Here is a 12,290-nt window from a genome sequence, read left to right as displayed (position 1 = left end):
ACTAGACTTCTATCTTCACCCCACGCCAGAACGCAACATGATCCTTTATCTGTTTGGCTGCGTCTTTGGGCTCAGGATAATACCAGGCCGCATCCTTGTTTGTTTCGCCATTCACTTCAACTGTGTAATAGCTGGCCAGACCTTTCCAGGGACAGGTCGTATGGGTAGCACTTTCTTTAAAGTATTCTTTATGTACAGCATCTGGTGGAAAGTATTGGTTCCCCTCAACCACCACACAATGATCACTTTCGGCCAATGTGACACCATTCCAACTTGCTTTAGGCATGAAAAAAACTCCTTCAGTTTTGTAGGCTATAACAGACAATATATCCAGTAATAATCAAACGTTCCACTTCTTTTTCACGCATGATAGCAGTAAAACGTTGAAAAAACACAGGATAGTTCTGTTGAAAAGACGAAGGGGTGCGACCCAATGGGTCATAGTGGGCTTGTAGGCAAAAAAGTAGCCGCATTATTCAGGCACCGACTACATAGAAGATCAAGAATAATAGAAGCCAGCAAAAGATCTGACAAGATTCATCACCTGAGACCATGCGCTGCTCCACATTCCTGGCATGTGGACGGGCACTGATGGCTGCGGAGCAGGCTGGCACAATGGTACTGACTGACTGGCCTGAACGCGTTGAAAGGGTCCTTTCGGAGGTTGAGAGGAACGGCGCAGAGCTGAAGCGGATGGACGCCAGGATGGTAGATGCGCCTGGACCGGGAAATTTGGCGGGGGCACCCGGTCAGCGGGCTTCTGTATGTGGATCACTTTACCACTGGCAATACGTTGCAGTTCACGCTGAATATTTCCCATGCTGACCGGGCGGCGCTTTGGATCAAGTTCCAACATGCATTGAATTAGAATACCCAGTTGAGGATACTTTGGCAGTTGTAAATCCTTGCGCCCAAAAGGGGAGAGGGAAGGATCGATGCCAGTAATAAGCTGATGTAGAACCACGCCAAGACTATAGACATCAGCCTGCGGTGTCGTCTGGGAGCGTCCATACTGTTCGGGTGCTGCATAGCCGGGCGATCCCAGTACCATAGTATCCTTGGTTTTGCCATGCTTAAAATGACGCGCAATCCCAAAATCAATTAAATAGATTTGTCCTTCTGGTGTGCGCATCACATTAGCGGGCTTGAGATCGCGGAAAATAATGGATGGACGACGCGTATGTAAAAAGCTGAGTACTGTTGCCAGTTGAATACCAATCTGGAGTACTTTTTCAATCGGCAAGGAACCACCGCGGTGATGCAGATAGCTTTCCAGAGTCTCACCCTCGATAAAGCTCATCACCAGATACCAATTGCCATTTTCGGAAAAATAGTCATAGATACTTGGCAAACCGGGATGGGTCAGGGTCGCCAGCAACACAGCTTCACGCTTAAAACTTTCGGCTGCCTCGGCCAGTTCCTTTGGAGTCAATCCCTGCTGAAGCATCTCTTTAATCGCCACACGTCGATCCATAAACTCGGTATCAACTGCCTGGTAGACCTTACCATAGCCACCCGAGCCAATCTGACTGACGAGTTGATACCGCTGCTTCAAACGTTCTCTGTTTTTCAAGGAATGTGCATCATTTTTACTGGATGGTGCAACCGCAATCGGGACTGCGGGAGGAGTGGCAAGTGACAGAGATATCGGGGCCTGAACACTAAATGATTTGCCGCAATAACGGCAGAACCTGGCATGGGTAGGATTCGCTCCTCCACATTCTGCACAAAATAAGTGTGTGTCCTGCCCCATGAACAAACTCCTCAACAAGGTTCCAGCTAAATTCACATACCTTAGCACAGCAACATATGCCAGCTATGAACGACGCTCACACACTTCAGCGAGTGCATGTATATAATGTCCTATACTGTACAGGCGAAAAAAATGATACACATTAACCTAAAAATGGATATTTTCAGCTACAGTACTTTCATAATATAGTATTTCAGCTAAAATTACTATGGTCTGCTTCACAGTTTTTATTAAAAAAGATGAAAAGGTTCTGAATTTCGTAATACCAACTTTTCATCACTGGTATGTTTGCCCGCCCTTGACGTGTCAGGTTTTTTTTCGCTATAATTAAGTCAGATTTGACTTAATTGGCGGTTGCTTATGTATAAACAAGTTGTGTTACTTGGTGTACTGCTTGAGAGACCTATGTATGGTCAGCAGATTCGCGAGTTCATCGAAGTACACCATGATCTTGCCACGCACATCAAAAAGCCCACTATCTATTATCAGCTCGAACGCCTGGTAGCCGATGGTTATCTGGAGATTCGGCGTGAAACGGTAGAGGCTCCTGGACCCGGCGCAGCGCATGAAGATGTCTCGTTGCGTGAACGGGATATATACTATATTACAGAGCAAGGAAAAACCTATTTTTCTCTGCTCCTACGCGATATGATCAGCACATTTACGCCTGGCTTGAATGAAGTGGATGCCTGCCTGTTCTTCTTACATCACCTGACCGCCGATGAGGCTTGTAACCTGCTACAGCAACGCTTCATGCTTATGGAAGCTTATCGCAGTAGTATCATGCAACAGATAGTGCCGGGCCATAGCATAGATGCCGCGCACCAACTGGTGAATGAACACAAATTGATGCTGCTTGAAGCTGAAACTACCTGGCTCTTACAGACAATTGACCATATTCGCACCGGGATAATCCGGTTGCAGAGTCATGACTCTGAGACAGGATCGGCTGCTCTATAAGCAGAAAAAAAATAGAGGTACAGGAGCAATTTTGGTCATGCAGCAAAAAAGGCGATCGCCGCTGATATTGATGGCACTCACAATTCTGATCGATTTTACAGGCTTTGGTTTAATTATTCCACTCCTGCCTTTCTGGGCCCAACATCTAGGCGCAAATCCTATCGGGGTAGGCGCGATTGTCACCGCTTATGCTCTGGCACAGTTTATTTTTACGCCTGTCCTCGGTGGACTCTCAGATCGCTATGGCCGCCGACCAGTGATTGTGATTTCATTACTGATTGAAACAATCTCGTTCGTGCTCACCGGACTGGCTGGATCATTACCAATGCTGCTGGTAGCTCGTTTTATTGGTGGCCTGGGAGCTTCTAATATCGGATCAGCGCAAGCGGTAGTCGCGGATGTAACACCAGCAGCAGAGCGCGCTAAAGGCATGGGCATGATCGGAGCAGCGATTGGGATGGGATTTGTGATTGGGCCAGCTCTGGGCGGCATTCTTTCACCACTGGGACCAACCATTCCTTTCTGGACGGCAGCTGGAATTGCTCTGATCAATGCTTTACTGGTCCTCTTCTTGTTACCAGAAACACGCTCGCTCAAACAGCCATTGGTTGATAGTGAAACAGGGGAGTCACGCTCACTGAATCGCTTCAATATACTCTGGACTGGCTGGCAACGAGCAGTCCAATTACCGCTCGTGCTCAGGCTGGTAGGAGTTAATCTACTCTTTACTATCGCCTTTACCGCCATGGAAACAATTTTTCCTCTTTTCTCACAGCAAAAGTTCGGCTGGAGCTCGACCCAGAATGCCTATCTGTTCACCTATGTTGGCTTTGTAGTGGTTGTAATGCAGGGAGGATTGGTAGGACGACTTGTCAAACGTTGGAATGAACAGAAGGTGATGTTTGCAGGCCTGCTTTTGCTGGCTTTCGGACTGGTAATGCTGGCATTTAGTAACTACCTTGCGCTAGTATTAATCAGTGTGGGACTATTAAGTATCGGCGATGGCGCAATCAGCCCGACCATCTCCACCTTACTGTCTTTTGCCAGTCCGGCAGAAGCGCAGGGTGAACTGCTGGGATTAGCCCAGGGCATTGCTGGTCTGGGTCGTATCATTGGACCATTAATCGCTGGTACCGTTGATACATATAGTAATCCAGGCGCTCCTTTACTTATCGGTGGCCTGCTGGTATTGCTGGCGGCCTTCCTGGTTTTGCCAGTGCTTACCAGAATCAAGCGTCCCCAGGATGCTGTATTGGAGGCCAGCCGTACACAATAGCATGATCAGCTTATGCTTTTCCAGGCATACAGTTTTTCATATACGCCTGAAAAACCAATTTCAGGCATGTTACACTCATTTTCACATGTATTCTTAAGGAGAATTAACCGTGATCGTACGTATTGGTATTATGGCATTGCGTATCTGCGTTCTGCTTGCACTTATTATAGGTATTTTACTCTGGGCTCATCTGATTCCCGGTAGTATTGTGATGATCCATATGCTGCTGGGTCTGCTGGCCATGGTCGCGCTCTGGATGCTGGGCTTTGGCATTGCGACCGCCCCTAAAGGTCGCAATATGGGATTGGCCATCGGTGCTTTTGTGCTGGGTTTACTGTTACCAGTCGTGGGCCTGGGACAACTCAGCTGGCTGCCGGGTTCATCCCATATCGTCATTCAGATCATCCACCTGCTGATCGGCCTGGGTGCCATTGGCGTCGGTGAGATGATTGCTGCCCGCTACAAGCGCAGCAATAAACTGGCCTAAACCACGTATTGCCCTTCAACTTAAACACAACGAATCCTCCTACAAATTGATTGTAGGAGGATTCGTTGTAAACACCACTATATACTGTCATCTTAAACTAGATTTTGCTTTCCATACTCTCCACGTGCTGAACACCTATGTTTTCGCGCCTGCGGCGCGAACAAGGATTTTATTATCATGAGTTATCCCGAATTTTGAGAACGGACGTTCAACCCTTGATGGAAGGCTGTTGAGGGTTGAACATTCCAGGCAAATAAAAATACAGGTCGGATCTCTTGAAAGAAGCGGCTTAAAGCCCATCTGAGACGATAGATGGGAACTTTCGCTTCTTTCTGCTTTTTCCCTGTTCGATGACAATACTCACGGAAAATCCATGTAACGATATCTCTGTAATCATCATCTAAAAGATGCAAAAGCAATGAATGGACGAGCGATATGATATGAAAAAACTTGTTACGCTTCTCCTTCTTCCAGATGCGAATCGTTTCAATCGCCAATTCACTCTTTTCATAGCGAAACACGGTTTCTACTTGCCATCTTCTGCAATAGGCTTTGTAGATCTTCCATGCTTGCTCTTCCGTCTCAATACATCGATTCGTCACTAAATACCATGGTTCTCCTCCTCTTCTTACAATCACAACCCATAATGTTTCTGAATAGGATGCATGTCGTACCTACATCCAGGTAATCCCTGTCTTGCGATTCTCATGCTTTACTGCATCCCAAATCATACGATAATCTCTTGATCTTTTCTTCTTTCCTAATTGACCTAATGAGTTCTCTTCCCCATTTTCATCAAAAAAATGATGCCCTTTCTTCCATCGAATCACGAAATCAACGTGCCGCCTCCACATCATCTCTAACCATGGACCACCAGCGTATCCCCGATCAAACACGTGCAATACATTTCTTCCCCACTCCCTCGCGCTAACATTTTTTCCTCTTCCTCTTTGGTCGTTTGAGCATCTGGACCTCTTCTACTCCAAAAGTCCATCATTGCCAGTGATGGCTTCCCTTTCTCTCCTACAACCACACACGCTGTCCACTCGTATCCTTGCACAATGATCGGTTTTCCTCCTGGCTGATTAAATATTCCCTTCCGTGATTTTTTTCGCCTTGCTGCTTTACTTGACCGAACTGCACACAAATCTTCTGCTTTTTGGCTCTCTGGCTTTTCTATCTCACTTCCGTCCCAAACGACGAGAATCTCCTCTCCCTCTCTCTTTAACTCTTCATATCGCTCTTGGGCCTGATTCCATTGGAAGATCCTGATCAGCTCTTCACTCCATTTTTCCGATGTGAGCAGGCGATGAATCCTCTTTTCTCCTGCTGTCGCTTGTCTCCCGCTGAGCATGGTTGACCCTAATTCGCTGACCATCAATCCTGTTGACCGATTTCTAGCTTCGATAATGGTTCGGATCAGCTGGAAGAATGTCCGCACTAACCGCTTATCCACATACGCGTCTAGCGGCCTGGCAAGCGGCTCCAGATATTCTTCCATTAAGCTGGTAACTCGCTGCAATTTTTCCTGCGCCTCTTGCCGCTTTGTTCCTGCTATGGCATACTTGAGTGACATCGATGTTCAAAGACCTCCTGCTTGCGTTTTTTTTTTGGTAGTGCAAGTATAATTCAGGAGGTCTTTGTTTTCTTCTTTTCACCCCTTTTTTCTTACTCGAACACATGTTCTCAAAATTCGGGATAACTCATGATAATAAAAGATGTATGGGCGCTTTAGTGCCCGAGTGCGGCTGGCGGCGCGGCCCACTGCCTTTTTCTCGGCTATTGCCGAAGTACGGCGAATATGTTTTAATGTCTATATCTATTTTCAATGCCTTTTATTGGCAATTTATAGCACAGACGTTAGCAAAGGAGCTTATGTGAGTCAGCAGGAATCGCGTCACCGCGTCGCTATTTATCCAGGCAGTTTTGATCCAGTTACCAATGGACATCTTGATATTGCGCGTCGAGGCGCACGACTATTTGATGAATTAATTATCGCGGTCTACGCTTTACCAGCCAAAAATCTGCTCTTCTCAGTTGAGGAACGGGTAGCACTCTGGCAAGAGGTTCTGGCCAATGAAGGTCTGAACAATGTACGTGTTGAAAAATATACGGGCCTGACAATTGAGTATGCGCGCGCAATAGGTGGACAGGCCATCATTAAAGGTTTACGCTCACCAAATGATTTCGATGCAGAATTTCAACAGGGATTGATGAATCGCAAATTAGCACCCGATATTGAAACCGTCTGTTTTCTGACCAATCTGGATCAGCTTTTTGTCAGCTCATCATTAATAAAAGAGGTCGCAAGCCTGGGCGGAGACGTAACGGATATGCTTCCCGCTTCGGTGGCACGGGCGCTGAAACAAAAACAAGGCGAAACCCGAAAATAACATTCTTATAAGCTGCAACATACCGGGTAACCTGTTCGTAGAATAAACGTACGTGAACCGATCAGACCTCTTGCTAAAGAGAAGAGGATATTTCGCTACGTCCGGGGGGGACACGACGGCATGGGAAGGAGGCAAGGCATATTATGGATATACTCTACCTTGTAGATCGTTTGGAGAACCTTGTCGCCAATAGCAAACGAATGCCCCTGGTCAACCAGATCATCCTTAAAGAGGCTGACCTGCTGACTATTATTGAGCAAATGCGTACATCAGTTCCCGGTGAGATCAAACAGGCCCGACGTATCATTCAGGACAAAGAACGCATTCTCGCCCAGGCACAATCCGAGGCGTCAATATTAGTGTCTCGCGCCAGAGAAGAGACGGAACGCACTATGACACGCGAGGGGCTGCTACGTGTAGCGGAAGAACGCTCTCAGGACATAATACGCAAGGCCAATGATCAGGCACAATCACTTGTGCGGCGCGCGGAAACACACACCGAACAAATGCAGATCGAAGCCGATACCTACGCCTCAGAAACACTGCGCAATCTACGTGAACATCTCCTCAATGTGGAAATGGAAATTGAACGCACAGTAATGAGTATAGAACGCGGCCTGGACAGCCTGGAAGGACGTCCAGAAAACGAGGAAACGGTGATGGAAGAGGCAACACCCGATGACATGGAGGCGCCCAATGATGGTGACGACGATGATGCACTCCAACCCCGGTCCATGCCACGGCGCGCTTCACTAGCGGCTGATACCATGGGTGGCCCGAACTATCCAGTGTAGGCAAACTTCCTTGCTTATCCGCAAGGGTTATATCTTTACGCTTCTCTCTTTCAATCTGGTCCTCTCTCCACTTTTATGGCGAGCTACAGGACTTGACACCCTCCCATGCCTTGTCTATAATGAGCAAGCGCCAGAGAAGAGTAAGGAACAATTCACCTTGCGCCAAAACGTATTTACCGGCAAGAGTTCAATACTCGTTTGGATCACAATGGGAAGGATATAATTCCATGATCTTTAATGTGGCGCAATTAATGAAGACTCCGTTTGGCTCGGGGGCTGCATTAGAAGCTGATATTCACGAAGAACAGGTTCGGCTCGACAATGATCTCAAGGTAATTGGGCCTATCGCCGGGCATGCACGCATGCGTCGTGTCAACCAGGGACTCCTGATTGATGGGTGGGTCGATCTTACTGCTGAGCTTGAATGTGCACGGTGCTTGAAACATTTTGAGCAACCAATGCATGTCACATTTGAAGAGCGCTTTTATCCCACGGTGGATGTGGTGACGGGTACGCCACTACCTCCAATCGATGAGGATGATGTTTTCCCTATCGACGAACACCATCAGGTTGATCTCACCGAAGCAATACGGCAAGCCGTCTTACTCGCGATCCCGATGGTGCCTTTGTGTAAGGAAGATTGCGCAGGCCTGTGTTCACAATGTGGACATGACCTCAACCTGGGGCCTTGCAACTGCCAGGAACCTGAAGTTGATAGCCGTCTGAGCGTGCTCAAGCAATTATTGCAAAATGAAAAACAATCATAACACATTAGCAACACGAGTAGGTACACCTGAGCATGAGTAAGTCACTCAGGACACAATACTGGTGGAAGAGGAGAAGACAGTAATGGGAGCATTACCTAAACAACGCATTTCGCACGCTCGTCAGGGAGAGCGACGGGCACATCATCATCTGGATCTACCACAGTTAGTTGCCTGCCCACAGTGCAAGCGTCCACGCCTTTCGCATCACGCCTGCCCCAACTGTGGCACCTATCGTGGTCGCCAGGTTTTCTTGCCCAAAACAAGTAAGTAAGAAGTAGCAGCTGCTACCATGAACGCACGCCTGGTCGCGTAGTGGTACCCTGGTTGGTCATGAGTCCTCACCCTCACCACATTACAAGATGTACGGTGCAAGATGTCAGGATGGCATCGACCAGTTATGAGCATGGAATGATATTCCTGTTAGCAACTACGGTGCGGCCCGCGTGCGCTGCTATGGCTGGATAGAACTTTACCTCTCTATCCATAGCCATGGATAGCGCAGCTACATCTTTCTGTAAACGAAGTGAACAAAATGACCACACAAGTTGCCTTTCTATTTCCAGGACAGGGAAGCCAGAAGGTCGGTATGGGAGCCGATGTCTTTGCAGCCTCCGCGGCCGCCAAAGAGGTCTTTACCACCTTCGATGAAACGCTGGGCTTCTCGCTCAGCACTCTTTGTTTCCAGGGTCCAGAAGAAACATTACGTTCTACCATCAATGCCCAACCGGCGATTGTCGCGGTTAGTCTGGCATATCTTGCAGCCTTCCAGGAAGCCCTCTCTCCTCAAAATTCATCCTGGTCAACACCACTTATTCCCAGTTACACAGCCGGTCATAGCGTGGGCGAATGCACTGCTCTGGTCGCGGCTGGCGCGATTGATGTACCGGGAGTAGCTTATCTGGTGCGTGAACGCGGCCGGTTGATGCATGAAGAGGAAGAACATTGCCCCGGCGGTATGGCTGCCATCATTGGTATGGATGTCGAGGCCCTTCAACAGATCTGTCAGGAAGTCAGCCAGCAATCTCACGGCGAAGACGGGAATGCCGAACGGCATCCAGGCTTTGGACAGGTGGTACTGGCGAATTATAATGCACCAGGACAGATCGTTATTTCAGGCGAACAACACGCCTTAGAAGCTGCCTGTGCCCTGGCCAGGGATCGCGGTGCCAAACGCGCCATTCCGCTCTCGGTCAGTGGTGCCTTTCATTCACCGGTCATGCAACCTGCGGCGACCAAACTGGCCACGTCGATTGCCGCCACCCAGCTTCGAGAGGCCACATACCCTATCATCGGCAACATTGCCGCCTTACCTATGACCAGCGCCGCAGATATTCGTAGCGAACTGGCACAACAGATTGCCGAGTCGGTACAATGGATCCGCACGATTGAATATCTCTCTGCTCAGGGCGTGAATACCTTTTTTGAAATTGGTCCTGGACAGGCCCTGGCGGGTATGATTAAACGTATTGTAAAGGGAGCCACGATTATCAATATTGGAAGCGTGGCCGAGATTGAAAAAGCGGTTGCTAAAGTACAGGACCTGGGCTTGCTCGCCTAGGGTTTATACTAAGGGTAACCGGTACTAGTTGTCTTCCTGCGAAAGAAACACACTATACTGCGCTAAGAAGGAAAGAGAAGAGCGACATGAGCCGTGAGGAATACCCACAGCAGCCGCCACTTTCAGGGCAGGTAGCCCTTGTTACAGGAGCATCTAGAGGCATTGGTAAAGCAATTGCAGTAGAATTGGCTCGCCAGGGAGCGACCGTTTGTGTCAATTATCTGGGCAACGAAGCGCGTGCACACGCCGTCGTCGAACACATAATGGAACATGGCGGTCGCGCCATTGCTATTGCGGCAGATGTGAGCAAGGCCGACGAGGTACAACACCTTTTTTCCGCCGCCAGTAGCAAAATCGGACCAATACAGATTCTTGTGAATAACGCAGGAATCACACGGGATAACCTTTTGTTACGCATGAGCGAAGACGATTGGGATAATGTACTTGACACAAATCTAAAAAGCGCCTATCTTTGCAGTAAAGCAGCGGCGCGTATGATGATACGCTCCCGTCAGGGTAGTATCGTTAATATCGCTTCTGTTGCTGCCCTGAGCGGCAATCCTGGACAAGCCAACTATACAGCGGCCAAGGGTGGCCTGATTGCTTTTAGCAAAACCCTGGCTAAAGAATTTGGCTCACGCAATATTCGTGTTAACGTCGTTGCTCCAGGATTCATAGAAACAGATATGACCGCTGAGCTTTCGCAAGAGGTACGCGGCCAGCTGGCCGAGAAAATTGCACTGGGACGCCTGGGTGCACCAGCAGAGATTGCCACCACCGTTGCATTTCTGTGTACACCGGCAGCTCAATATATTACCGGTCAGGTAATCAGTATCGACGGTGGTTTATCACTGTAGTCAGGAGGGATCAAACAGATGGCCATAGAACCACAACCGACTGGAGTGGTACGTGTAGCACGTCCAGTGCTCACAACCATCGTGTTAAGTACCGCTCTGCAAATTCGCGGTGTTGTCAGTATGGCCCATAACAGTGACCAATGGTCACGTCTATTGGGTCGCGATGTACCTTATCAGGGTATCAGCCTTACCGTTAAAGACAACACTGTTTCAGCAGATCTTTATCTTATCGTTGAATCCGGTAGTAATATAGTAGAAGTAGGAACGGCAGTCCAGGAAGAAGTTGCAACCGCCATTGAAAATATGATCGGTATGCAAGTACGAGACGTCAACGTCTATATCCAGGATGTTGCCTGATTTACGTGTCTGATGAGTCGAAACACAGTCTGTTTGTTCTTTCTTTCTGTACCTTAACAGTAGAGCCAGAACATCCCAGACACCAGCTAGTCACCATTTGAGGATACTATGCCAGGGATACGCAGGCAAGCGCGAATGATCGCACTGCAAACACTCTATGAATACGATATAGCCAACCACGCCCCAGAAGAGATCTTGCAGCGTCATGCCGAGGAGCGCAATCTGCAACCCAAGGTCGTAGAATACGCTAGCGAGCTCGTTCTAGGCGCGTATAATCATCTTACTGATATTGATGCGCACATCCAGAGTGCGGCCCGTGAGTGGCCGTTACAGCAGATGGCACGTATCGACAAAAACATACTCAGACTTGCAATCTACGAAATTCTGTTTAATAATACTGTACCAGCCAAGGCTGCTATCAACGAAGCGGTGGAACTCGCCAAAACGTATGGCAGTGAGACCTCAAGTCGCTTCATTAATGGAGTTCTTGGTACAATATTTAATAGGGCCCAACAACAGCCCATCTCAAAAGCTGAAAGTGAGGTAAATTAATGCCTACAATCCATGATCGCCTGAAAAAAATCATCGTTGACCAGCTCGGCGTTGATGAGAGTGAAGTCGTTTCGAGTGCATCTTTCGTTGAGGATCTCAACGCTGACTCACTCGATCTGGTCGAGCTCATCATGTCTCTCGAAGAAGAATTCAAATTGCAGATTTCTGACGAGGATGCCGAGAAGATCACGACGGTCCAGGAGGCCGAGGATTACATCGAAGAGCATCTGCGCTAATATTTCGCAATGCTGGTGAATCGTCAATCTTCGGTTGAAACGCCGCTTATCACGGCATACTATTGAAAGACAATCGTGAACGCCGCTCACTCGCGGCTAGCACAGCTCACACGATTGAACGGTATGCTATTGAAAAACAATCAACTGAAGGTTGGCAGGTCACCTGGTACTTGTGGGCTATATAATTTTATAAAAGCAAGTGCCATTTTCATGGGGCGACCTTCTGGTCGCCCAATTTTTATCTCCCTCCCTCCAACTATTTTTACCTTCTTTTTTATCACGGCTATTTTTTTCCTTCAA

General features: G+C 48.1%; 16 protein-coding genes. 12 read left to right on the top strand and 4 right to left on the bottom strand.

Features of this window, described 5'->3' with window-relative positions; genetic code table 11:
* Position 1 precedes the first annotated feature (1 nt).
* Entirely contained in the window at positions 2-286 is a 285-nt protein-coding gene (locus tag KDW_RS13195) for a DUF427 domain-containing protein (protein ID WP_151756387.1), read from the bottom strand.
* A 213-nt stretch (positions 287-499) separates the two neighbouring features.
* Positions 500-1,753, bottom strand: coding sequence for a serine/threonine protein kinase (locus KDW_RS13190; protein ID WP_151756386.1), 1,254 nt, complete (start codon positions 1,751-1,753; stop codon positions 500-502).
* A gap of 360 nt (positions 1,754-2,113) precedes the next feature.
* Between KDW_RS13190 and KDW_RS13185 the strand changes: the two genes are divergently transcribed.
* The 3 genes from KDW_RS13185 to KDW_RS13175 all read left to right on the top strand — a co-directional run bounded on the left by KDW_RS13185 (position 2,114) and on the right by KDW_RS13175 (position 4,476).
* Entirely contained in the window at positions 2,114-2,713 is a 600-nt protein-coding gene (locus KDW_RS13185) for a PadR family transcriptional regulator (RefSeq protein ID WP_151756385.1), read from the top strand.
* A 37-nt stretch (positions 2,714-2,750) separates the two neighbouring features.
* On the top strand, positions 2,751-3,989 hold the full coding sequence (locus KDW_RS13180; RefSeq protein WP_162005198.1) for an MFS transporter: 1,239 nt from the start codon (positions 2,751-2,753) through the stop codon (positions 3,987-3,989).
* Between the two features lie 109 nt (positions 3,990-4,098).
* Entirely contained in the window at positions 4,099-4,476 is a 378-nt protein-coding gene (locus tag KDW_RS13175) for a hypothetical protein (RefSeq protein ID WP_151756383.1), read from the top strand.
* Between the two features lie 182 nt (positions 4,477-4,658).
* Here the strand turns inward: KDW_RS13175 and KDW_RS13170 are convergent, their stop codons facing one another.
* Together KDW_RS13170 and KDW_RS13165 are read right to left on the bottom strand one after the other, a co-directional pair.
* The gene (locus KDW_RS13170; RefSeq protein WP_151756382.1) at positions 4,659-5,114 is read right to left on the bottom strand and encodes a hypothetical protein; all 456 of its coding nucleotides are present in this window, start codon (positions 5,112-5,114) and stop codon (positions 4,659-4,661) included.
* Between the two features lie 221 nt (positions 5,115-5,335).
* A complete protein-coding gene (locus tag KDW_RS13165; RefSeq protein WP_151756381.1) occupies positions 5,336-5,977 on the bottom strand; it encodes a hypothetical protein in 642 nt (213 codons plus the stop codon).
* 376 nt (positions 5,978-6,353) lie between these two features.
* Here KDW_RS13165 and coaD point away from each other — a divergent pair, with 376 nt between their 5' ends.
* The 9 genes from coaD (at position 6,354) to acpP (ending at position 11,990) form a co-directional block, all read left to right on the top strand.
* Entirely contained in the window at positions 6,354-6,869 is a 516-nt protein-coding gene (gene coaD, locus KDW_RS13160; RefSeq protein ID WP_198925257.1) for a pantetheine-phosphate adenylyltransferase, read from the top strand.
* A gap of 143 nt (positions 6,870-7,012) precedes the next feature.
* Entirely contained in the window at positions 7,013-7,663 is a 651-nt protein-coding gene (locus KDW_RS13155; RefSeq protein ID WP_151756379.1) for an ATP synthase subunit B family protein, read from the top strand.
* Between the two features lie 227 nt (positions 7,664-7,890).
* Positions 7,891-8,430, top strand: a complete 540-nt coding sequence (locus KDW_RS13150) for a YceD family protein (RefSeq protein WP_162005197.1) — start codon at positions 7,891-7,893, stop codon at positions 8,428-8,430.
* A gap of 82 nt (positions 8,431-8,512) precedes the next feature.
* Positions 8,513-8,701, top strand: coding sequence for a 50S ribosomal protein L32 (gene rpmF, locus KDW_RS13145; protein WP_151756377.1), 189 nt, complete (start codon positions 8,513-8,515; stop codon positions 8,699-8,701).
* Between the two features lie 261 nt (positions 8,702-8,962).
* Positions 8,963-9,988 carry an ACP S-malonyltransferase gene (fabD, locus tag KDW_RS13140; protein ID WP_151756376.1) on the top strand — a complete coding sequence of 342 codons (1,026 nt, stop codon included), beginning with the start codon at positions 8,963-8,965 and terminating at the stop codon, positions 9,986-9,988.
* Between the two features lie 86 nt (positions 9,989-10,074).
* The gene (fabG, locus tag KDW_RS13135; protein WP_151756375.1) at positions 10,075-10,845 is read left to right on the top strand and encodes a 3-oxoacyl-[acyl-carrier-protein] reductase; all 771 of its coding nucleotides are present in this window, start codon (positions 10,075-10,077) and stop codon (positions 10,843-10,845) included.
* Positions 10,846-10,863: 18 nt separating this feature from the next.
* Positions 10,864-11,202 carry an Asp23/Gls24 family envelope stress response protein gene (locus KDW_RS13130; RefSeq protein WP_151756374.1) on the top strand — a complete coding sequence of 113 codons (339 nt, stop codon included), beginning with the start codon at positions 10,864-10,866 and terminating at the stop codon, positions 11,200-11,202.
* A 108-nt stretch (positions 11,203-11,310) separates the two neighbouring features.
* Positions 11,311-11,754, top strand: a complete 444-nt coding sequence (nusB, locus tag KDW_RS13125; protein ID WP_151756373.1) for a transcription antitermination factor NusB — start codon at positions 11,311-11,313, stop codon at positions 11,752-11,754.
* Entirely contained in the window at positions 11,754-11,990 is a 237-nt protein-coding gene (acpP, locus tag KDW_RS13120) for an acyl carrier protein (RefSeq protein ID WP_126627532.1), read from the top strand. The genes nusB and acpP overlap by 1 nt, the downstream gene beginning before the upstream one ends.
* Positions 11,991-12,290: the final 300 nt, after the last annotated feature.

Origin of the sequence: Dictyobacter vulcani (assembly GCF_008974265.1) — a bacterium.
Classification (GTDB): Bacteria; Chloroflexota; Ktedonobacteria; order Ktedonobacterales; family Ktedonobacteraceae; genus Dictyobacter; species Dictyobacter vulcani.
Note: the sequence above shows the minus strand (reverse complement) of the source record. Positions and strands in the feature narration are given on the sequence as shown.

Excerpts from the sequence above, each read along its gene's own strand:
- KDW_RS13195 (WP_151756387.1), bottom strand. The coding sequence starts at position 286 with ATGCCTAAAGCAAGTTGGAATGGTGTCACATTGGCCGAAAGTGATCAT.
- KDW_RS13190 (WP_151756386.1), bottom strand. The coding sequence starts at position 1,753 with ATGGGGCAGGACACACACTTATTTTGTGCAGAATGTGGAGGAGCGAAT.
- KDW_RS13185 (WP_151756385.1), top strand. The coding sequence starts at position 2,114 with ATGTATAAACAAGTTGTGTTACTTGGTGTACTGCTTGAGAGACCTATG.
- KDW_RS13180 (WP_162005198.1), top strand. The coding sequence starts at position 2,751 with ATGCAGCAAAAAAGGCGATCGCCGCTGATATTGATGGCACTCACAATT.
- KDW_RS13165 (WP_151756381.1), bottom strand. The coding sequence starts at position 5,977 with ATGGAAGAATATCTGGAGCCGCTTGCCAGGCCGCTAGACGCGTATGTG.
- KDW_RS13155 (WP_151756379.1), top strand. The coding sequence starts at position 7,013 with ATGGATATACTCTACCTTGTAGATCGTTTGGAGAACCTTGTCGCCAAT.
- KDW_RS13150 (WP_162005197.1), top strand. The coding sequence starts at position 7,891 with ATGATCTTTAATGTGGCGCAATTAATGAAGACTCCGTTTGGCTCGGGG.
- rpmF (WP_151756377.1), top strand. The coding sequence starts at position 8,513 with ATGGGAGCATTACCTAAACAACGCATTTCGCACGCTCGTCAGGGAGAG.
- fabD (WP_151756376.1), top strand. The coding sequence starts at position 8,963 with ATGACCACACAAGTTGCCTTTCTATTTCCAGGACAGGGAAGCCAGAAG.
- fabG (WP_151756375.1), top strand. The coding sequence starts at position 10,075 with ATGAGCCGTGAGGAATACCCACAGCAGCCGCCACTTTCAGGGCAGGTA.
- KDW_RS13130 (WP_151756374.1), top strand. The coding sequence starts at position 10,864 with ATGGCCATAGAACCACAACCGACTGGAGTGGTACGTGTAGCACGTCCA.
- nusB (WP_151756373.1), top strand. The coding sequence starts at position 11,311 with ATGCCAGGGATACGCAGGCAAGCGCGAATGATCGCACTGCAAACACTC.
- acpP (WP_126627532.1), top strand. The coding sequence starts at position 11,754 with ATGCCTACAATCCATGATCGCCTGAAAAAAATCATCGTTGACCAGCTC.